This is a genomic window from Candidatus Pantoea multigeneris (assembly GCF_011752615.1).
In the GTDB taxonomy this organism is placed as follows: Bacteria; Pseudomonadota; Gammaproteobacteria; order Enterobacterales; family Enterobacteriaceae; genus Pantoea; species Pantoea multigeneris.
Genome location: NZ_VWXF01000001.1, coordinates 207235 through 225427, shown reverse-complemented (window position 1 = coordinate 225427; position 18193 = coordinate 207235). Strand labels below are relative to the sequence as shown.

Sequence of the window (18193 nt, the reverse complement as noted above, 5' to 3'; positions counted from 1 at the left end):
CCCTGGATTTTTAGTGCTTATTTTTAACAGGCGAAGAGAGCAAGGCCTCTTTTGATACTGGTTATGGTTGAATAATGAACAAAACTGAGTTTTATGCGGATTTGAACCGCGACATGCGGGCGTTACTCTCTGGTGAAACCGCCTTCCTGGCCGCACTGGGTAACTTCAGCGCGCTGGTCTACGAACGTCTCGATGGTTTGAACTGGGTCGGTTTTTATCTGCTGACGGAAGCAGACACGCTGGTACTTGGCCCCTTCCAGGGCAAAATTGCCTGTGTGCGTATTCCTGTCGGTAAAGGCGTGTGTGGTACCGCCATTGCCGAAGAGCGTGTACAGCGCGTCGATGATGTTCATGCCTTCCCTGGGCATATCGCCTGCGACGCGGCAAGTAATGCAGAAATCGTTATTCCACTGAAGGTTAACGGTCAGTGGATCGGTGTGCTGGACATCGACAGTACCGTGTTTAACCGCTTCAACGAAGAAGACGAAGCGGGGCTGGTCGAACTGACTGATGGGCTTTGTGAAGTGCTGGCGAACAGCGATCTCGAAAAATTTATTCAGCTGACGCGCAGCTAATCGACTGGAACACATAGCATTTATCAGGCGTGTCATTATAATGTCGCCTGTTCATGCCAGCTCCGGTCGGCAAACCCGTTGTAATCAGGAAATTTCATGGAAAATCAACCTAAGTTGAACAGTAGTAAAGAAGTGATTGCCTTTCTTGCGGAACGTTTTCCGCAATGCTTTAGCGCTGAAGGCGAAGCCCGTCCTCTGAAAATCGGGATCTTCCAGGATCTGGTCGAGCGTGTTCAGGGTGAAATGAGCCTGAGCAAGACGCAGTTGCGTTCCGCTCTGCGCCTTTATACGTCTAGCTGGCGTTACCTTTACGGCGTCAAAGCCGGTGCAATTCGTGTGGACCTGGATGGCAACGACTGTGGCGTGCTGGATGAGCAGCATGTTGAGCATGCGCGCAAACAGTTAGAAGAAGCGAAAGCTCGCGTGCAGGCACAGCGCGATCAGCAGAAAGCGGCAAAACGCGAAGCAGCAGGTGAAGAGGGCGAACGTCGTCCAGCGAAACCTGCACCGCGCCGCCCGGCTAATCCAGACGCACCACGTCAACCACGTGCTAAAACGCAGCGTGACAGTGCACCAGCGCGTAAACCGGCTCCACGTGCGGAGCGGCCTAAGCCAATCACTGACACCTCAACTTTGCAACCCGGCCAAAATATTAAAGTTACAGCGGGTAAAGGTGCAATGGATGCTACCGTCCTTGAAGTTTCAAAAGACGGTGTTCGGGTGCAACTCGCATCTGGCATGGCAATGATTGTACGCGCAGAACATTTGCAGTTCTGATACGGAGGCTGATCGCGGCATGAACACCTTTTTTAAGATCGGTATGATCGCGGGCCTGCTGTTAGCAGGCCCAACTTTCGGCGCGGAAACCCAGATTACGCGCGCGAACCAGATTCCCCAGATCCACGAAGATGCGCAGGACCCCACGGTCAGCGAACGTGTCACTTCACGCTTCACGCGCTCTCACTATCGCCAGTTTGATCTCGATGCCACTTTCTCGGCGCGCATCTTTGATCGCTATCTGAATATGCTGGATTACAACCACAACGTTTTCCTCGCTTCAGACGTTGCGCAATTTGCCGATAAGAAAGGCACCCTGGGCGATGAGTATCGCAGTGGCAAACTGGACGTGTTCTACGATTTATACAATCTTTCGCAGAAACGCCGCTTTGAGCGCTATCAGTACGCCTTGAGCGTGCTGAGCCAACCGATGAATTTCTCCAGCAATGCCACTATTGATATCGATCGCGCTAAAGCACCTTGGCCGAAAGATGAGGCAGAGCTGAATGCCCTGTGGCAGGCTCGCGTCACTTATGACGAACTGAACCTGAAACTGACCGGCAAGAGCGAGCAGGAAATCCGCGATATCCTGACGAAGCGCTATAACTTTGCCATCCGCCGTCTGACGCAAAGCACCAGCGAAGACGTGTTCCAGTTGGCAATGAATGCGTTTGCGCATGAAATTGATCCGCATACCAACTACCTCTCGCCACGCAGTACCGATCAGTTCAACACTGAAATGAGCCTCTCGCTGGAGGGGATCGGTGCGGTTCTGCAGATGGACGACGACTACACCGTGATTAACTCCATGGTGGCTGGCGGTCCAGCGGCGAAAAGCAAAACTATCACCGTTGGCGATCGTATCGTCGGTGTGGGTCAGCCGGGCAAACCTATTGAAGATGTGATTGGCTGGCGTCTTGATGACGTCGTCGACAAAATCAAAGGCCCGAAAGGCAGTAAAGTGCGTCTGGAAATTTTGCCTGCGGGCAAAGGCTCCAAAACCCGCATCGTAACGCTGACGCGTGAAAAAATCCGTCTGGAAGACCGCGCAGTGCAGATGTCTGTCCATAACGTTGGCAAACAAAAAGTCGGCGTGCTGGATATTCCTGGCTTCTACGTGGGCTTAACGGATGACGTAAAAGTCCAGCTGCAAAAACTGCAGAAGCAAAACGTCGACAGCATTGTGATTGACTTGCGTACCAACGGCGGCGGCGCGTTAACCGAAGCGGTAGGCTTGTCTGGTCTGTTCATTCCGAGCGGCCCGGTGGTGCAGGTTCGTGACAACAACGGGCGTATCCGTCAGGACAGCGACAACGACGGCATTGTTTACTACAAAGGCCCACTGGTGGTGCTGGTTGACCGTTTCAGTGCTTCGGCGTCTGAGATCTTCGCGGCAGCGATGCAGGATTATGGCCGTGCGCTGATTGTCGGCGAGCCGACCTTTGGTAAAGGCACCGTACAGCAATACCGTTCGCTCAACCGCATCTACGATCAGATGCTGCGTCCTGAATGGCCAGCCCTGGGTTCGGTGCAGTACACCATTCAGAAATTCTACCGCATCAACGGCGGCAGTACTCAGCGCAAAGGCGTCACGCCGGACCTGATTATGCCGACTGGGGTAGAAGCGGCGAAAACGGGCGAGAAGTTCGAAGATAACGCACTGCCGTGGGACAGCATCACTGCTGCCAGCTACACCAAAACCGGTGACATCAAACCGTATATCCCGGCGCTGGTGAAAGAGCACGAAGAGCGTATTGCCAAAGATCGTGAATTCCAGTACATCATGAAAGATATCGCGCGTTACGATGCGATCAAAGACAAGCTGAACATCGTTTCCCTCAACCTGGCCCAGCGTCAGAAAGAGAATCAGGAAGATGATGCGTTGCGTCTGGAACGCATCAATGCCCGTTATCAGGCAGAAGGCAAAGCGCCACTGAAGAGTCTGGACGCGTTGCCGAAAGATTACAAAGAGCCGGACCCGTATCTTGATGAAACGGTGAAGATTGCCAATGACCTGGCTCAGCTTGAAACGGCCCAGCCTGAAGCTGCGGCAGCCACAGACAAGTAATCTGTCTCATGAGAGAAAAGCATCGCCTCGGCGGTGCTTTTTTTTGCCTGTGTCATACTTGAGGTAAATTTATGCGTCACGCGAGCCAGAAAAATACCAGGACACTTCTGAGTGTAAAGTTATGTCTTTTTAGACACTTAAACGTTAAGGTCGCTTGAAAAGCACGGCAATGATCTTAGGATATGTATCCGCGTATAATCGCGTGAACTACTGAGGAAGATTAACGTTTATGATGCGTATTGCTCTTTTCCTGCTAACCAACCTGGCTGTGATGTTGGTTTTCGGGCTGATTCTCAGCCTGACAGGAATACAGTCAAGCAGTGTTCAGGGCCTGATGATTATGGCAGGCCTGTTTGGCTTCGGCGGTGCGTTTGTTTCACTGCTGATGTCTAAATGGATGGCGTTACGTTCGGTGGGCGGTGAAGTGATTGAACAACCGCGCAACGAAACCGAGCGCTGGTTGATGGATACGGTGGCACGTCAGTCGCAGCACGCTGGATTTAAAATGCCGCAGGTGGCGATTTATCACGCCCCGGACATTAATGCCTTTGCTACTGGCGCACGCCGTGATGCCTCGCTGGTTGCGGTTTCTACCGGGCTGTTGCAAAACATGAACCGCGATGAAGCCGAAGCCGTGCTGGCGCACGAAATCAGCCACATCGCCAATGGCGACATGGTGACGATGACGCTGATCCAGGGGATCGTGAATACCTTTGTGATCTTTATTTCACGTATCCTGGCCCAAATTGCAGCGGGCTTTATGTCGGGCAACCGCGACGGTGAAGAGAACAGTAACGGTAACCCGCTGGTCTATTTTGCCGTAGCCACCGTACTCGAACTGGTCTTCGGTATCCTTGCCAGCGTCATCACCATGTGGTTCTCACGCCACCGTGAGTTCCATGCAGATGCCGGTTCAGCGCGTCTTGTCGGACGTGAGAAGATGATTGCAGCGTTACAGCGGTTGAAAACCAGCTACGAACCGCAGGAGCCAGGAAACATGATGGCGTTCTGTATCAACGGGAAGAACAAGTCGTTGACCGAGCTGTTTATGTCGCATCCGCCATTGGATAAACGCATTGAAGCGTTGCGCAGCGGCCAGTATCTGAAATAACGTCGTTCTAAAACAAAAAAGCGCCACACGTGGCGCTTTTTTTATTGCTGCAAGCCGGTCAGGCAGGGCGTTCCTGTGTCATGCGCGACATGCTCACCACCGCCGCGACACTGGCAAAAACCCCAGCCAGAATCAGTGCCGCATGGGTGCCATGGCTATTGAACAGATTAAACATCAAGGCAACCAGCGCGGCGCCACTGCTTTGTCCCAACAGGCGTGCGGTCCCCAGCATTCCGCTGGCACCACCGCTGCGCTGGCGGGGGGCCGAGCTGATAATCGTATGGTTATTTGGCGACTGAAACAGACCAAAACCTGCGCCACAGAGCGCCATACGCCAGACGATATCAATACTTGAAGGGTTGTGTGGCAAGAGGGCAAGCAGGAACAGGCCTGCCGCAAACATCGCCAGCCCCATACCGCCTAACAGCCCGCTGTGCACGCGGCCAATCAGCCTACCGGCGATGGGCGCAAATGCCATGGTTGCCAGAGGCCATGGCGTTAGCAGAAGACCTGTTGCCACCTCGTCACGGCCTAGCCCGTTTTGCAGGAAGAACGGCAGGGACACCATCGCCAGCATTTGGGCGCAGAACGAGCAAATGGACGTGCACAGTGACAGGCTGAATACAGGAATACGCAGCAGATCCACCGGTAACAGGGGCACCGGCAGGGTAAGCTGGCGACGAATAAACACCCATCCGACAATCACAAAGGCAATGATTTCTGCCCCCACCAGCATCCCGGACTGCCCTTGAGAGAATCCACTTAACGCCGAAATCAGCAGGCCAAAGAACAGCGCATTCATCACCGCACTAAGGGGATCAAATTTCTGCTTCTGCGCTTTTTGTGGATTATCCGGCAGAAAACGCAGCGCCAGCCACAGGGCGACAATGCCAATCGGCACATTAATTAAAAACAGCCACTGCCAGCTCGCAACAGAGAGAATCGCCGCCGCGACAGTCGGCCCGGCAGCTGTAGACACGGCAACAATTAACGAGTTAATTGCCATGCCTCGCCCGAGGTAGCGCTGCGGATAAATAATGCGAATCAGGGCCGTATTCACGCTCATCAGCGCTGCACCGCCAAACCCTTGCAAGATACGGGCGACGGTGAGGACATCCAGCGTGCTGGAGAGCGCACAAAACAGTGAAGTGGCAATAAACAGGCCGAGGCCAACCTGATACACGCGGCGGTAACCGAGCATATCGCCCAGAAAAGAGAGGGTTAGCAGCGAAATCACAATCGCGATTTGGTAAGCATTAACAATCCAAATCGATTCTGCCGGGCTGGCATTCAGGTCACGCGCAATGGTCGGTAAGGCCACGTTAGCAATGACGCCATCCAACACCGCCATGGTAATGCCCAGCGCAATGGTCAGAATGGCACCGTAACGCTGTGGGACGGGTAAACCATCTTGCTGTGAAGAGAGAGAAGACATAGTGGAGTAAGTAAAGGGAGTGAATATTATAATGCTAATGAAATTGTGGGCTGAAAGCACTGACTGTTTAACAGAAAATGTATCTTAAAATATGTCTTAGGTGGGATAAGCACGGGAGTTGTGCTCCCGTGCTGTGAAATCAGTTATCGATGACTTCTCCGCTTTTCTTCAGCAATGGGCACTCGCTCACGCCAATCACGCCGCTGTCACTGTGAAGATACTGGGCAGTAATGACGCCACGCGCGGTCAGGTAGCGGCACTGTAGCCCCAGGCCTGCAACGTTTTTGCTGCTGCCTGTCAGAACGCCATAGCCGGTAAACAACATCGCCAGCCAAATCACCGCCAGTAACATAATGGCACGAATAATCAGTTTCATTTTTATCTCCCTGTGATACACCACGCAGCAGCACCTGTGCGCCACTGGGTGGTGAGTGCATAGCTTGCCGCGCTTCGCTGCCACTTTCGATCAGACTCTACTGAAAGCAGGCTAAATATCTCGGCAAGATTACCATTTTTTTATCCAACGGGTAGAATGCGGGCTGGCATTTAATCTGTTATTTGAGGCAGTTATGAGTGATTTTTCAAACGATCCAGCACTGTTGTTAAACTATGCCCTGGTGGGTGTGCTGTTTCTGTTAGGGCTGTTTATCTGGTTTTTTGTCAACCGATCCAGTGTGCGTGCCAGTGAGCAGATCCACTTGCTGGAACAGCTGCTTGAAGAGCAGAAGAAACAGAACCGCTTGTTGCGCCAGTGGGTAGATGAAAAACAGGGCAAAGGCAGCGAAGTTGCCGAGCCGGCAGAAGAAGAAGACATTATCCGGCTTATCCCGGAACGTTAATCCACAAAAGGAGCGCTCATGGCCTGGCAAAACCCCTGGTACGATGCGAGTAAGTCTCATCATACGCCTGAAGGATTTCGCAACCCGGAGCCTGAAACGCGCCAGCCGGGAGATCTGGACCGCTGGCGTAAAGAGCGCAAAGCGCAGGGGCTGCCGCGACCGCCCCAGCAAGGCTATGAGCAATTTATTGCGCAGTGGTGGCAGCAGGCCGACCTCAGCGGAAGTGACAACCGGATCTGGTGGTTGGGCCACGCGGCAATGCTGCTGCGTGTTAATCAGCGCTATATTCTGATAGACCCTGCGCTCTCGAAGCGGGCTTCGCCAGTGCGTTTTGCTGGCCCGCAACGTAAGACACCCGCGCCGTTACAGATTCGCCAGCTGCCGCAGCTCGATTATGTGTTGATCTCTCACAGCCACTACGATCATCTCGATCGGCCCACCGTGCGTAAAATCGTCGCACGCTTTCCACAGGCGACGTTTATTGTGCCATTAGGGCTGGCCCCCTGGTGTAAGCGTCAGGGCATTCGCCACGTGACACAGCTCGACTGGTGGGATTCAACCCGCGCAGATGGCATTGACTTTCATGCTGTACCGGCGAAACACTGGAGCATGCGCACGTTCCACGATCGTAACCGTTCCCTGTGGTGTGGCTGGGTCATAGTGACATCAACCACCCGATTCTGGTTCTCAGGTGACAGCGGCTACAGTGAAAGTCTGTATGAAATTCCGCGTCGGCTTGGCCCGTTCAATGTGGCAGCACTGCCAAACGGTGCCTATGCCCCAAAATGGTTCATGAACAGTCAGCATATGGACCCCGATCAGGCTGTGAAGCTGTGGCGACATATGGCGCAGCCTTTAACCGTCCCGATCCACTGGGGCGTATTTGAACTGGCAGATGAATCACTGGATGAGCCACCCGAAGACCTGGCACGCGCGATAGCCGCTTCAGGCGAGGACAACGGCCAGTTCAGCCCGTGGCGCATTGGGGAGAGCCGCCCGCTACCCTAGGACAAATCCTGGGCGAAAAGTGCGATATACCCGCTTTATTTCCGCGAGTGATTAATTCGGTCCGTACTCGCATTTTTGATATTTACTGAAAAATAACCCTGCATTGAATTGGGGCAGGGTTATTATTTTTTTCCTTTTTTTGGTGCAAAACAACTTATACCGGATGTTGATGACTTCTCGCTGTACATAAATAAAGCAATAACTTTAAGTATGAAAATGCAAAACTTTGATAGAGATCAATCTTGATGCCATATTTTTGCAATCTTTTTTATATAACCTTTATTTTTATTGTTATATAGCTGGACGCCTGGCAGAAAAGGGACTAGTTTTACCCGCTGGAGCGCAAATCTGCTGTTAACAACGTGTCCACAGCGAGTTCGCGACGCATTGTTTCGTACCATTGGGAACATTCAGTGGATTTTATCCAGTGAAAGTGTGCGGCATCTCCATCGGTAGTTAAAAATGGCTTGCCAATGAATTGCGGATATGTGATAACAATTCTTGGGTCAAACGAGGTACAGTTCTGTATATGTATGGCATCTTCAGTAAAGAAGTTACGAGTAAAGACGTTGACGTTGAATTCCGCTTCCTTGCCGAACCTTAATTAGTGCCTCATTCAGTAACGTCTCTGGTTTCTCTAGTACGTGGCCTTCGGGCTAAATAAACATTTTAAGGAATTTGCAAAATGGCAAAGATTAAAGGTCAGGTTAAGTGGTTCAACGAGTCTAAAGGTTTTGGTTTCATTACTCCTGCTGACGGCAGCAAAGACGTGTTCGTACACTTCTCTGCAATCCAGGGTAACGGCTTCAAAACTCTGGCTGAAGGCCAGAACGTTGAGTTCGAAATCCAGGACGGCCAGAAAGGCCCAGCTGCAGTTAACGTAACTGCTATCTGATTTCGAGTCACTTACTGGCGCTCTGCGCCTGTGAACCGAATCTTAAGCCCCGGCCTTTGTGCCGGGGCTTTGTTTTTCTTCCTGTCGGTTCACGAACAGCGTACACTGCGCCGCGTTATGAAATAGCTGGAGCTTCCTGTGTCGCTGATTTGTCCTCTCTGTCATCTCTCTTTATCCGCTGAAAAAAATAGCTGGCGCTGTGCCCAGGGCCACCAGTTTGATCGCGCCCGTGAAGGGTACGTCAATCTGCTTCCGGTACAGCATAAAGGGTCACGTGAACCCGGCGACAGCGCAGAAATGATGCAGGCGCGACGTGCCTTCCTTGCCGCAGGGCACTATCAGCCGCTGCGCGATGGCGTGGCTGAGTTGCTGGCCGCGCGGGTCTCCACGCCGCAGCCACAGCTGCTGGATATCGGCTGCGGTGAAGGCTACTACACCGATGCGATGGCCACGGCACTCCAGCCGTTACACGGGCAAGTCTACGGATTAGATGTGGCGAAAATTGCCGTGCGCCTCGCCGCGAAGCGCTATCCCCAGGTGCTGTTCTGTGTGGCCTCCAGCCAGCGTTTGCCTTTTGCTGATGCATCGCTGGATGCCGTGGTACGCATTTATGCGCCCTGCAATGAGGCTGAGCTACAACGGGTGATTAAGCCGGGGGGATGGTTACTGACCGTGACGCCGGGCCCGCACCATCTGCAACAGTTCAAGGCCTTGATTTATCGTGAAGTGAAACTGCATGAGCCGGAGAGTAAGTGCTATGCGGGCTTTACCCAGGTTGAACAGCAGTCGCTGGGCTATCCAATGACGTTGAACAGCGCCGATGCCACCACGCTATTGCAGATGACGCCGTTTGCCTGGCGCGCCAGTGAAGATGTCTGGCAGCAATTACGCGCAGCAACGTCATTCGAATGTGATGCGGATTTCACCCTGACGCTGTGGCAGCGCGACTAACGAATCTCCATCAGGGTTTGCCAGATACGCTCTAAATCGTCTATCTGGCGAACTCTGACCAACAAGCGGCGTTGTTCCAGCTGGATCACTAATACGCCGTCTTCGCTGAGTTTCATATCCTGGATGCGTGTATAGGCAATCCACACCCCGGCATAAAACAGCCCCTGGTCTTTTAACCATAAACGCGGGCGGCGGATCCAGAATACCCAGAGTGCCAACGCACACAGGACCATCAGCAGGGTGGTGGTGAGTTGCGGGCCGTGCTGAGACAGGTTATTCCACAGCACAATCCCCAACAGGCCAATAAAAATAAGGCCATCGAGCGGTTGTCGGCGGCGCAAATCAACCCGTAAGCGCACCACACCGTAGCGGCGCGGCAAAATCAGTTCGTCATAAATAATAAACAGCGCCATAAGTGCGATTAGCGCGGCAATAATGAGTTGCGTGATATCCATATGATCTTTCCTGTGCAGCAAAAACAAAATAGCCGGGCAGAGCGCCCGGCTATAAAGATTACAGGCCGAGTAAGCCGGACCAGTAACCGAAAATACCAATGACAAAGAAGCCCATGATAATCCACAGCGCGTTAACTTTACGCCGCAGCAGCCACATACAGGCAAAGGTCAGCAGGAGCGGGACTACGCCGGGCATCAACTGGTCGAGAATGGTCTGCACGGTGGTCACCGTGGTTTTCCCGGTCTGGTCAGTAATGCGCGACACTTCCAGCGGAATGTTGACGTGCGTCCACTTGTTAACCAGCGCCCCCATAACAAACAGGCCGAGGATCGATGCCCCCTCAGTCAGTTTCTGCAGGAAGCCGCCACCCATATCACTCACGATATCGATGCCTTTGCGGTAGCCGTAAGCCACGCCGTAATAGCGCGTCAGCAGGCGAACCAGGTTAAACAGCACAAAGAACAGAATCGGCCCGAGAATACTGCCACTCATGGCAATCCCCGCCCCGAGCGCGGCGAAAACCGGACGTGCGGTACCCCAAAAGATCGGGTCACCCACGCCTGCAAGCGGCCCCATCAGCCCGACTTTAATACCGTTGATGGCCGCATCGTCGATCGCCGCCCCGTTGGCCCGCTGCTCTTCCATCGCCATGGTAACGCCCAGCACCGGGGCGGCAACGAAGGGATGGGTGTTGAAGAACTCCAGATGCCGTTTAATCGCCTGCTTGCGGTCATCATTATTCTCGGGGTACAGGCGACGAATCACCGGCACCATGGAGAAGCAGAAGCCCAACGCCTGCATACGTTCAAAGTTCCATGAACCCTGAAACAGATTAGAGCGTAAAAACACACCGCGAATATCGGACTGGGTGAGCTTTTTAGCTGAATTTGTTGTATCAACCATGTTCGTCACCTTTCCTTAATCAAGTTCGTTATCAAGATCGTTATGAGCAGGACCGGCAGCCACAGCACCGGCAACGCGGTTATATTTAGGGCTAAGCTGGATATACAGAATAGCCATTACGACGCCAATCACACCCAGTGCCACCAGGTTGAAGCTGGTAAAGGCGGCGGTGACAAAGCCGAGGTAGAAGAATGGCATCAGGTAGCCTGCGCGCATCATATTAATGACCATCGCGTAACCGACGACCACAATCATGCCACCGGCGATATTCAGGCCATTAGTGACCACTTCTGGAATAGAACTTAACAGCGTATGTACCGCACTAGTCCCGACAGAGATGGCAACAATCAGGGCTGGAATAGCGATACGCATGGCTTGTAATACCAGCGCAGAGATGTGGATCCAGGTAATGGCATTGAGATTACCTTTATCCGCCGCCTTATCCGCGGCGTGCTGGAACGCCACGGTAATAGTACGGACGATAATGGTCAGTACCTGACCTGCCGCGGCCAGCGGGATGGCAAGGGCAATACCGGCCCCGACACTCTGCCCACCGGCAATAACCAGAATGGTGGAGATGATGGAGGCGAGGGCGGCGTCTGGCGCAACGGCTGCACCGATATTCATCCAACCCAGGGCGATCATCTCCAGCGTACCGCCGATAATAATCCCGGTCTGGAGATCACCCAATACCGCACCAATTAACGTACAAGCCACCAGCGGGCGGTGGAACTGAAATTCGTCAAGAATTGATCCCATACCTGCAATACAGGCAACGATAAATATCAAGACAATTTGTAGTGAGGTTATTTCCATTAGCATGTCCTCAGCAGTGAGCGAAGCATAATGTCCGCGTGTCAGGCCTGAACTTTAGTAATCAGGTCCATCATTTTAAGTTGTGGATCGCTTGAAACTTTACGAACTTCGAGTTCAATTCCCCGATCGTTAAGTTGACGGAAAGCGGCAATATCTTTTTCATCAATGGACACCGCATTATTGACCTGGGTTTTCCCCTGACGAAATGCCATGCCACCAATATTGACGGTTTTAATCGCGACGCCCTGTTCGACTAAACGCAGCACATCAGTGGGATTGGTGAACAGTAGCATCACCCGGTCAGAACCATATTTCGGGTTATTCCAGACGCGCACCATTTTATCCACATCCACCACATGGGCCGTGACGCCTGGCGGGGCAACCTGGGTTAACAAGGTTTTACGTACCTGGTCGTTAGCCACTTCATCACTGACCACAATGATGCGTGAAACGTTGGTCTCTTTGGTCCAGCGGGTGGCTACCTGGCCGTGAATCAGACGGTCATCGATGCGTGCGAGGCCAATTTTCATGTGCTCGCCGGCCGCTAAAGGTGGAGCCGGTTGCGCAGTGGCAGGAGCTTTAACAGGTTGGCTAACCGGGGCTGCAACCTCGGTTTTCAACGGCTTGACACCTTCACGCCCGGTCTCTACTGCCAGGGCAATCAGTTCGGCAAAGGTAGGGTTGTCATCACGCGCCATCAGGGTTTCCACCAACATCGGAATGTTAACCCCGGCAATCACATCGTAATGCTCTTTATCGACCACAATACGGCTAGCCGCATTAAACGGACTGCCGCCCCAGGTATCAACGAGGAACAGGACTCCTTGTGATGTGTCTAGTTTTTCAAGCTGCGCCTGATATTTTTCAATCAGCGTTTCTGCGTTTTCACCCGGTACAAAGTCGATCCAGCCGACGTTGTTCTGTTCACCGAGCAACATCTCTGCGGTTTTTAGCAGCTGCTCCGCAGCCCAACCGTGGGTGCCGATGACAATAGCAATAGTCACTTGCTACCTCCATATTGAGTAAGGCCCGAAAAAAGGGGCCGGAGAGAGTAGACAGATTGTTGGAATCAATTAAGCGTAGCCTTTACCGGTTCACCTGGTGGAAAAGCAACGAATAACAAATACCCAGCGAAGAATTCATGACTTATTTTAGAGCGCGAAAAAATAATTTATGTGATGCCAGTCGCCAAACAACACTGAAAAAAACTTAAATTTGCAGCTGTTAATCTTATGAATTTGCAATCTTTTGTAAAAATCGTAATTTTTTTTGATCCTGGTCAGGTAACTGATACATTAAGCACTTCTATTTAATTCAGGAGTAACGGGCAGCAGCCCACTTTATGGACCGTCACCGACGTAGCTTTACCCCCTCTCTGTGCCAGCAGGCACGCACGCTGATACATCTCTTTTGTCAGACCGCCCATGATCGGGTGCGTTTTCGTTCAATCCGTTCACCGTTCAGGAGTCATTGATGGAATTCCTTCTCGACCCCTCAATCTGGGCAGGTTTGTTAACGCTTATCGTGCTGGAGATTGTGCTCGGCATCGATAACCTGGTATTTATTGCCATTCTGGCAGAGAAGTTGCCGCCGAAGCAGCGTGATAAAGCACGTCTGATTGGCCTTTCGCTGGCGCTGGTCATGCGTCTGGGCCTGCTTTCTCTGATCTCCTGGATGGTCACACTGACCCGCCCGCTGTTTAGCGTCGGCATGTTCAGTTTTTCCGGCCGCGACCTGATCTTACTGGTCGGGGGTATCTTCCTGCTGTTCAAAGCCACGATGGAGCTGCATGAACGGCTGGAAAACCGTGGCATGGAGCAGCAGGGCAATCGTAACTACGCCAGTTTCTGGGCCGTAGTGATTCAGATTGTGGTGCTGGATGCGGTGTTCTCACTGGATGCGGTGATCACCGCGGTGGGTATGGTTAACCACCTCCCGGTGATGATGACGGCGGTCGTCATTGCAATGGGTATTATGCTGTTGGCGTCGAAGCCGTTAACCCGCTTCGTCAACGCGCACCCTACCGTGGTGGTGTTGTGCCTCAGCTTCCTGTTGATGATCGGTTTGTCCCTGCTGGCTGAAGGTTTCGGCTTCCATATTCCGAAAGGTTACCTGTATGCGGCGATCGGCTTCTCGATTCTGATCGAGCTGTTTAACCAGATTGCACGACGCAACTTCATTCGCCATCAGTCACATCGTCCGATGCGTGAGCGCACGGCGGAAGCCATTCTGCGCCTGATGGGCGGCCGTAAGCGCCAGCAGGCGCCAGCGGAAGAGGGAACTGCGCTGGCGGTTGAAGTGCCCCATGAGGCGTTTAAAGATGAAGAACGCTACATGATTAACGGCGTATTAACGCTGGCTTCCCGCTCGATCCGCAGCATCATGACGCCGCGTGGGGATATTTCGTGGGTGGATGCCACCCGTTCAGTGGATGACGTCCGTATGCAGCTGCTGGATACCCCACACAGCCTGTTCCCGGTGTGTCGCGGCGAGCTGGATGAGCTGATCGGTATTGTACGGGCTAAAGAGCTGTTGGTGGCACTGGATCACGGTATGGATGTGGCGACCTTTGCCGCGGCCAACCCGGCGATTGTGGTGCCGGAAACGCTGGACCCCATCAACCTGTTGGGCGTACTGCGTCGGGCGAAAGGCAGTTTTGTCATCGTGACCAATGAGTTTGGTGTGGTGCAGGGTCTGATTACGCCGCTGGATGTATTAGAAGCGATTGCCGGTGAGTTCCCGGACGAAGACGAAACGCCAGATATCATCGTTGATGGCGATGGTTGGCTGGTCAAGGGCGGCACCGACTTGCACTCCCTACAGCAGCTGTTGGACTACTACGAACTGGTGAAGCCAGACGACCAGCACGCCTCATTGGCGGGGTTACTCATCGCGCAGAAAGGGCAGTTGCCGCAGGCGGGTGAAGTGATCGATATGCCACCCCTGCATTTCCAGGTACTGGAAACCACGGACTACCGCGTAGACCTGGTGCGCGTCACGCGGGATAAACCCCACGACGAAGAGCACCACGAAGCGTAATTGTCCTCCACGGCAGCAGGGAAGCTGCCGGTTCTGACGTCGTCTCTGCTGATTGCACAAGTGTCATGACATTGTCAGCAACTTGTGGCAGGTTAAGAGGGGCTTGTTTCTCAGACTATCAAGGAGAGCACCATGCGCGACTACTCAGGATTTATGCACGAAGACGACACTTCGCTGGATGTGATGGAAGAGAGCATTATTAGCGTCAATCTACCGGGCCGCACCCACGCCAGCCTGAATCAACAGATTGCCGACAGCGCGCCGGGCTGGGATCTCGCGGGTTTTGATCCTGTGACGCCACATCACCACCACTGAACACGGTTTCTGTCGCATCCGCAACAGCGCACTGGCAATGTTGTTGCGAATGCGGCTTCCCTTCTAAACGCGATACTCCTGCTTTTCTTTTTAAATCAATATCTTATAAAACGCTCATTTCTGGCACGAACTCTGCTTACCTCCTGTTATGCCAAAATAAAACATTTTGTGATTTGAAAGTTCATTTTGGTTATATATCGCGTCTGCCAGGTTACAGACCGGCGGGTGTGTTTCACACCGAGAAATGAGGTAATGCCATGTCCACTTCTTCTGCCCGTCAGCCGTTGCAGTTTGCCTACTGGGTGCCAAACGTGTCTGGCGGACTGGTCATCAGCCAGATTGAACAACGCACCCACTGGGGTGCGGAATATAACCGCCAACTGGCGAAAATTGCCGAACAGGCAGGATTTGATTACGCCCTGACGCAAATCCGCTTCACCGCCGGATATGGTGCAGAGAACCAGCATGAATCGGTGACGTTTTCTCAGGATTTACTGAGCCACACCACAAAGCTAAAAGTGATTGCGGCCCTGCTGCCCGGCCCGTGGAACCCGGTGTTGGCGGCGAAGCAAATCGCCACCATCAGCCACCTGTACGGTCCGCGCATTGCGGTCAACATTGTCAGCGGCTGGTTTCGTGGGGAATTTAAGGCGATTGGTGAACCCTGGCTGGATCATGAAGAGCGCTATCTGCGGTCGGAAGAGTTTATCCGCTGCCTGCGCGGGATCTGGCGCGAAGAGCATTTTACCTTCGCGGGGGATTTCTATCGCTTCCGTGACTACGCATTGAAGCCCAAGCCCCTCAATCCGCTGCCAGAAATCTTTCAGGGCGGCAGTTCCCGTGCGGCACGGGATATGGCAGCACGCGTATCAGACTGGTACTTCACCAATGGCAACACCCCGGAAGGCGTAGCAAAACAGGTGGCAGATATTCAGACCAAGGCCAGGCAGCAGCAACATGCGGTGAAGATCGGTCTGAATGGTTTTGTCATTGCTCGGGAGACTGAAGCGCAAGCCCAGGCGGTATTGGCAGAAATTATTGTTAAAGCCAACCCTGACGCGGTTAAGGGCTTCCAGCATGAGGTGAAAAATGCGGGCAGCGCTTCACCTGAAGGGGAGGGGAACTGGGCTGCTTCTTCGTTCGACGATCTGGTGCAGTACAACGACGGTTTTAAAACCAACCTGATTGGCACCCCTCAGCAAATTGCTGAACGCATCATGGCGCTAAAACATGCCGGTGTGGATCTGCTGCTGTTAGCGTTCCTGCATTTCCAGGAAGATGTGGCCTTTTTCGGTCGTGAAGTGATCCCGTTGGTGCGCGAGCTGGAACGTCAGGAAGAGGCGGCTGCCGTACTCTAAATTTTCCGTGGCGCGCCAGCCCTGGCGCGCTGCATTCCTCCGGAAGTGAACCGACAGGTACAACCCGCTAAAAGCCTTTACTCCCCCGCCGTCATCGCTTGTAATAGCCCCTAAACACGATAATAACATCAGCCGTTTTTTTGATTAAAAACCCAGCGGTTTAGTTGAGGTGATATGAGCAGCGTTAAATTTCCCCCCACCATGAGCAAAAAAGATCGGGTTGCTATTGCCGCGACAGAGGTGTTCTTAACCCACGGTTTCAGCGCTGCCACTACGGACATGATCCAGCAGGCGGCGGGCGTCTCGAAAGCCACCGTGTATGCCAGTTGGAGCAGCAAAGAGGCGCTGTTCTCAGCGGTGATTGAGCAGCAGTGTGCGCAGATGTCGCTGCGGGTACAGGCGATCCAACCGACGAAAGACAATGTGGTGCGCACCTTAAATGAACTTGGGCAGGCCTATCTGGCGATCGTCCTCTCGCCTACCGCGCTAGCCTTGTTTCGTGTGGTCAGTGCAGAAGCGCCAAGGTTTCCGGCACTGGCTCGTACTTTCTGGCAAAGTGGCCCGGTGACGATAGCGGCCATTGTGGCAGAACGGCTGGCCGAAGCCGTCGCCGCCGGAGAGCTGGATGTACAGCGAACCGGTGTGAGCGCGGCGGCCGTGCAGTTTGTCAGCTTACTGAAAGGCGAGGCACAGATGGAATGCCTGATGCATCCGCAATCGGTGCCTTCAGAAGCACAGGTGGAACGTTGGGTTGAGCAGGCCGTAGGCACTTTCCTGGCGGCCTTTTCCCCTGAGCGAGATTAAGGCGTTAATCAATCAGCCCGTTGGCATCATAAAACGGCCACGGGCCGGGATAATGACCAATGGGGAGATAGTGGGTGGTGGTGCCTTGCTGTGCCACCCAGCGATGCAGCAAGAGGCCCGCCGGTTCCAGCACAAAATGCGCCGGACCCGCTGGAGTGAAATCAGGCGCGACCTGGTGCGAGGTACCGGGCGCGCTGCACACCACTTTCCCGGCCAGTTGCGAAACCATAAACCGATGCACATGGCCACACAGCACGCGTTCCACCTGCGGTGCCTGGGATAAGGTTTCCGCTAACCGTGCGCTATCACGCAGATTCTGCCGGTCCATATGATCAATCCCGCTGATAAACGGATGCTGATGCAGCAGCACCATGGTAGGTTTATCCGGTTGTTGGGCTAAAACCGTGCCTAACCAGTCAGCGCGTTGTGCACAAAACTCCCCCCAGGACTGACCAGGCACTGTGGTATCCAGGGCCACGATCCGCACCGGGAAATCATCCACCACCCAGTTAATGAACTCTCCGTTCTGCGGCAGCCAGCTTTTGTCGGCAAAGGCACGGCGAAAAGCCGATCGCTCATCGTGATTGCCGGGAATGGCAAACCAGGGCAAATCCAACTGATCGAGAAGCGCACGGGCTTCGGCATACTCTTCATCACGACCAAAATCGGTTAAATCGCCGGTGATGACCACCGCATCCGGGGCGGGGCGCAGCTGGTTCAGTTGGTCAATGCACTGCTGTAAGGCCTGTTGCGTATCCACTTTCTGATAAGAGAGGCGGCCAGCGGCTTTAATGTGCAGATCGCTGATATGGGCCAAAACGAAAGACGTGGTCAAAATGGACT

Annotated in this window: 20 protein-coding genes; 13 read left to right on the top strand and 7 right to left on the bottom strand. The window is 53.4% G+C overall.

Translation table 11 applies throughout. From position 1 onward, the window contains the following. Positions 1-74: 74 nt before the first annotated feature. The 4 genes from msrC to htpX all read left to right on the top strand — a co-directional run bounded on the left by msrC (position 75) and on the right by htpX (position 4531). A complete protein-coding gene (gene msrC / locus F3J40_RS01035; protein WP_167012079.1) occupies positions 75-575 on the top strand; it encodes a free L-methionine (R)-S-oxide reductase MsrC in 501 nt (166 codons plus the stop codon). Positions 576-671: 96 nt separating this feature from the next. Continuing rightward, entirely contained in the window at positions 672-1352 is a 681-nt protein-coding gene (gene proQ / locus F3J40_RS01030) for an RNA chaperone ProQ (RefSeq protein WP_167012077.1), read from the top strand. 19 nt (positions 1353-1371) lie between these two features. After that, complete coding sequence (gene prc / locus F3J40_RS01025; RefSeq protein ID WP_167012075.1) at positions 1372-3420, top strand: carboxy terminal-processing peptidase; 2049 nt, start codon at positions 1372-1374, stop codon at positions 3418-3420. A gap of 229 nt (positions 3421-3649) precedes the next feature. Beyond that, positions 3650-4531: a protease HtpX gene (htpX, locus tag F3J40_RS01020; protein WP_167012073.1), complete on the top strand. Its 882-nt coding sequence runs from the start codon at positions 3650-3652 to the stop codon at positions 4529-4531. Between the two features lie 58 nt (positions 4532-4589). Here htpX and F3J40_RS01015 read toward each other — a convergent pair whose 3' ends face one another. Together F3J40_RS01015 and F3J40_RS01010 are read right to left on the bottom strand one after the other, a co-directional pair. After that, a complete protein-coding gene (locus F3J40_RS01015) occupies positions 4590-5966 on the bottom strand; it encodes an MFS transporter (RefSeq protein ID WP_167012071.1) in 1377 nt (458 codons plus the stop codon). 139 nt (positions 5967-6105) lie between these two features. Then, positions 6106-6342: a YobH family protein gene (locus F3J40_RS01010; protein WP_017347194.1), complete on the bottom strand. Its 237-nt coding sequence runs from the start codon at positions 6340-6342 to the stop codon at positions 6106-6108. A 193-nt stretch (positions 6343-6535) separates the two neighbouring features. On the opposite strand from F3J40_RS01010, the gene F3J40_RS01005 reads away from it, so the two are divergent. The 5 genes from F3J40_RS01005 to rlmA all read left to right on the top strand — a co-directional run bounded on the left by F3J40_RS01005 (position 6536) and on the right by rlmA (position 9659). Then, on the top strand, positions 6536-6805 hold the full coding sequence (locus tag F3J40_RS01005; protein ID WP_167012069.1) for a YebO family protein: 270 nt from the start codon (positions 6536-6538) through the stop codon (positions 6803-6805). Positions 6806-6823: 18 nt separating this feature from the next. Further along, complete coding sequence (locus F3J40_RS01000) at positions 6824-7813, top strand: MBL fold metallo-hydrolase (RefSeq protein ID WP_167012068.1); 990 nt, start codon at positions 6824-6826, stop codon at positions 7811-7813. A 529-nt stretch (positions 7814-8342) separates the two neighbouring features. After that, positions 8343-8417 carry a DUF2627 domain-containing protein gene (locus tag F3J40_RS00995; RefSeq protein WP_128599124.1) on the top strand — a complete coding sequence of 25 codons (75 nt, stop codon included), beginning with the start codon at positions 8343-8345 and terminating at the stop codon, positions 8415-8417. Positions 8418-8498: 81 nt separating this feature from the next. Next, positions 8499-8708: a transcription antiterminator/RNA stability regulator CspE gene (gene cspE, locus F3J40_RS00990; protein WP_001062678.1), complete on the top strand. Its 210-nt coding sequence runs from the start codon at positions 8499-8501 to the stop codon at positions 8706-8708. A 138-nt stretch (positions 8709-8846) separates the two neighbouring features. Further along, on the top strand, positions 8847-9659 hold the full coding sequence (gene rlmA / locus F3J40_RS00985; RefSeq protein ID WP_167012067.1) for a 23S rRNA (guanine(745)-N(1))-methyltransferase: 813 nt from the start codon (positions 8847-8849) through the stop codon (positions 9657-9659). On the opposite strand, the gene F3J40_RS00980 is transcribed toward rlmA, so the two are convergent. From F3J40_RS00980 to manX, 4 genes are read right to left on the bottom strand one after another with little or no spacing between them, the layout of a single operon-like run. Continuing rightward, entirely contained in the window at positions 9656-10114 is a 459-nt protein-coding gene (locus tag F3J40_RS00980; protein WP_167012065.1) for a DUF986 family protein, read from the bottom strand. The two genes, rlmA and F3J40_RS00980, sit on opposite strands and share 4 nt — an antisense overlap. A 58-nt stretch (positions 10115-10172) precedes the next feature. After that, a complete protein-coding gene (locus F3J40_RS00975; protein WP_017347199.1) occupies positions 10173-11018 on the bottom strand; it encodes a PTS mannose transporter subunit IID in 846 nt (281 codons plus the stop codon). Positions 11019-11033: 15 nt separating this feature from the next. Beyond that, positions 11034-11834 carry a PTS mannose/fructose/sorbose transporter subunit IIC gene (locus F3J40_RS00970; protein WP_167012064.1) on the bottom strand — a complete coding sequence of 267 codons (801 nt, stop codon included), beginning with the start codon at positions 11832-11834 and terminating at the stop codon, positions 11034-11036. A gap of 41 nt (positions 11835-11875) precedes the next feature. Continuing rightward, the gene (manX, locus tag F3J40_RS00965) at positions 11876-12838 is read right to left on the bottom strand and encodes a PTS mannose transporter subunit IIAB (RefSeq protein WP_167012062.1); all 963 of its coding nucleotides are present in this window, start codon (positions 12836-12838) and stop codon (positions 11876-11878) included. Positions 12839-13307: 469 nt separating this feature from the next. Between manX and F3J40_RS00960 the strand changes: the two genes are divergently transcribed. The 4 genes from F3J40_RS00960 to F3J40_RS00945 all read left to right on the top strand — a co-directional run bounded on the left by F3J40_RS00960 (position 13308) and on the right by F3J40_RS00945 (position 17350). Further along, a complete protein-coding gene (locus F3J40_RS00960) occupies positions 13308-14873 on the top strand; it encodes a TerC family protein (RefSeq protein WP_167012061.1) in 1566 nt (521 codons plus the stop codon). A gap of 132 nt (positions 14874-15005) precedes the next feature. Then, positions 15006-15188, top strand: coding sequence for a hypothetical protein (locus tag F3J40_RS00955; RefSeq protein ID WP_167012059.1), 183 nt, complete (start codon positions 15006-15008; stop codon positions 15186-15188). Between the two features lie 257 nt (positions 15189-15445). Next, positions 15446-16546: a dimethylsulfone monooxygenase SfnG gene (gene sfnG / locus F3J40_RS00950; RefSeq protein ID WP_167012058.1), complete on the top strand. Its 1101-nt coding sequence runs from the start codon at positions 15446-15448 to the stop codon at positions 16544-16546. A gap of 174 nt (positions 16547-16720) precedes the next feature. Further along, complete coding sequence (locus tag F3J40_RS00945; RefSeq protein ID WP_167012056.1) at positions 16721-17350, top strand: TetR/AcrR family transcriptional regulator; 630 nt, start codon at positions 16721-16723, stop codon at positions 17348-17350. A 4-nt stretch (positions 17351-17354) separates the two neighbouring features. Here F3J40_RS00945 and F3J40_RS00940 read toward each other — a convergent pair whose 3' ends face one another. Then, complete coding sequence (locus F3J40_RS00940) at positions 17355-18185, bottom strand: phosphodiesterase (RefSeq protein ID WP_167012055.1); 831 nt, start codon at positions 18183-18185, stop codon at positions 17355-17357. Positions 18186-18193: the final 8 nt, after the last annotated feature.

Bases quoted from the DNA above. Each gene is read 5' to 3' on its own strand.
- msrC (WP_167012079.1), top strand. From the start codon at position 75: ATGAACAAAACTGAGTTTTATGCGGATTTGAACCGCGACATGCGGGCG.
- proQ (WP_167012077.1), top strand. From the start codon at position 672: ATGGAAAATCAACCTAAGTTGAACAGTAGTAAAGAAGTGATTGCCTTT.
- prc (WP_167012075.1), top strand. From the start codon at position 1,372: ATGAACACCTTTTTTAAGATCGGTATGATCGCGGGCCTGCTGTTAGCA.
- htpX (WP_167012073.1), top strand. From the start codon at position 3,650: ATGATGCGTATTGCTCTTTTCCTGCTAACCAACCTGGCTGTGATGTTG.
- F3J40_RS01015 (WP_167012071.1), bottom strand. From the start codon at position 5,966: ATGTCTTCTCTCTCTTCACAGCAAGATGGTTTACCCGTCCCACAGCGT.
- F3J40_RS01010 (WP_017347194.1), bottom strand. From the start codon at position 6,342: ATGAAACTGATTATTCGTGCCATTATGTTACTGGCGGTGATTTGGCTG.
- F3J40_RS01005 (WP_167012069.1), top strand. From the start codon at position 6,536: ATGAGTGATTTTTCAAACGATCCAGCACTGTTGTTAAACTATGCCCTG.
- F3J40_RS01000 (WP_167012068.1), top strand. From the start codon at position 6,824: ATGGCCTGGCAAAACCCCTGGTACGATGCGAGTAAGTCTCATCATACG.
- cspE (WP_001062678.1), top strand. From the start codon at position 8,499: ATGGCAAAGATTAAAGGTCAGGTTAAGTGGTTCAACGAGTCTAAAGGT.
- F3J40_RS00980 (WP_167012065.1), bottom strand. From the start codon at position 10,114: ATGGATATCACGCAACTCATTATTGCCGCGCTAATCGCACTTATGGCG.
- F3J40_RS00975 (WP_017347199.1), bottom strand. From the start codon at position 11,018: ATGGTTGATACAACAAATTCAGCTAAAAAGCTCACCCAGTCCGATATT.
- F3J40_RS00970 (WP_167012064.1), bottom strand. From the start codon at position 11,834: ATGGAAATAACCTCACTACAAATTGTCTTGATATTTATCGTTGCCTGT.
- F3J40_RS00960 (WP_167012061.1), top strand. From the start codon at position 13,308: ATGGAATTCCTTCTCGACCCCTCAATCTGGGCAGGTTTGTTAACGCTT.
- F3J40_RS00955 (WP_167012059.1), top strand. From the start codon at position 15,006: ATGCGCGACTACTCAGGATTTATGCACGAAGACGACACTTCGCTGGAT.
- sfnG (WP_167012058.1), top strand. From the start codon at position 15,446: ATGTCCACTTCTTCTGCCCGTCAGCCGTTGCAGTTTGCCTACTGGGTG.
- F3J40_RS00945 (WP_167012056.1), top strand. From the start codon at position 16,721: ATGAGCAGCGTTAAATTTCCCCCCACCATGAGCAAAAAAGATCGGGTT.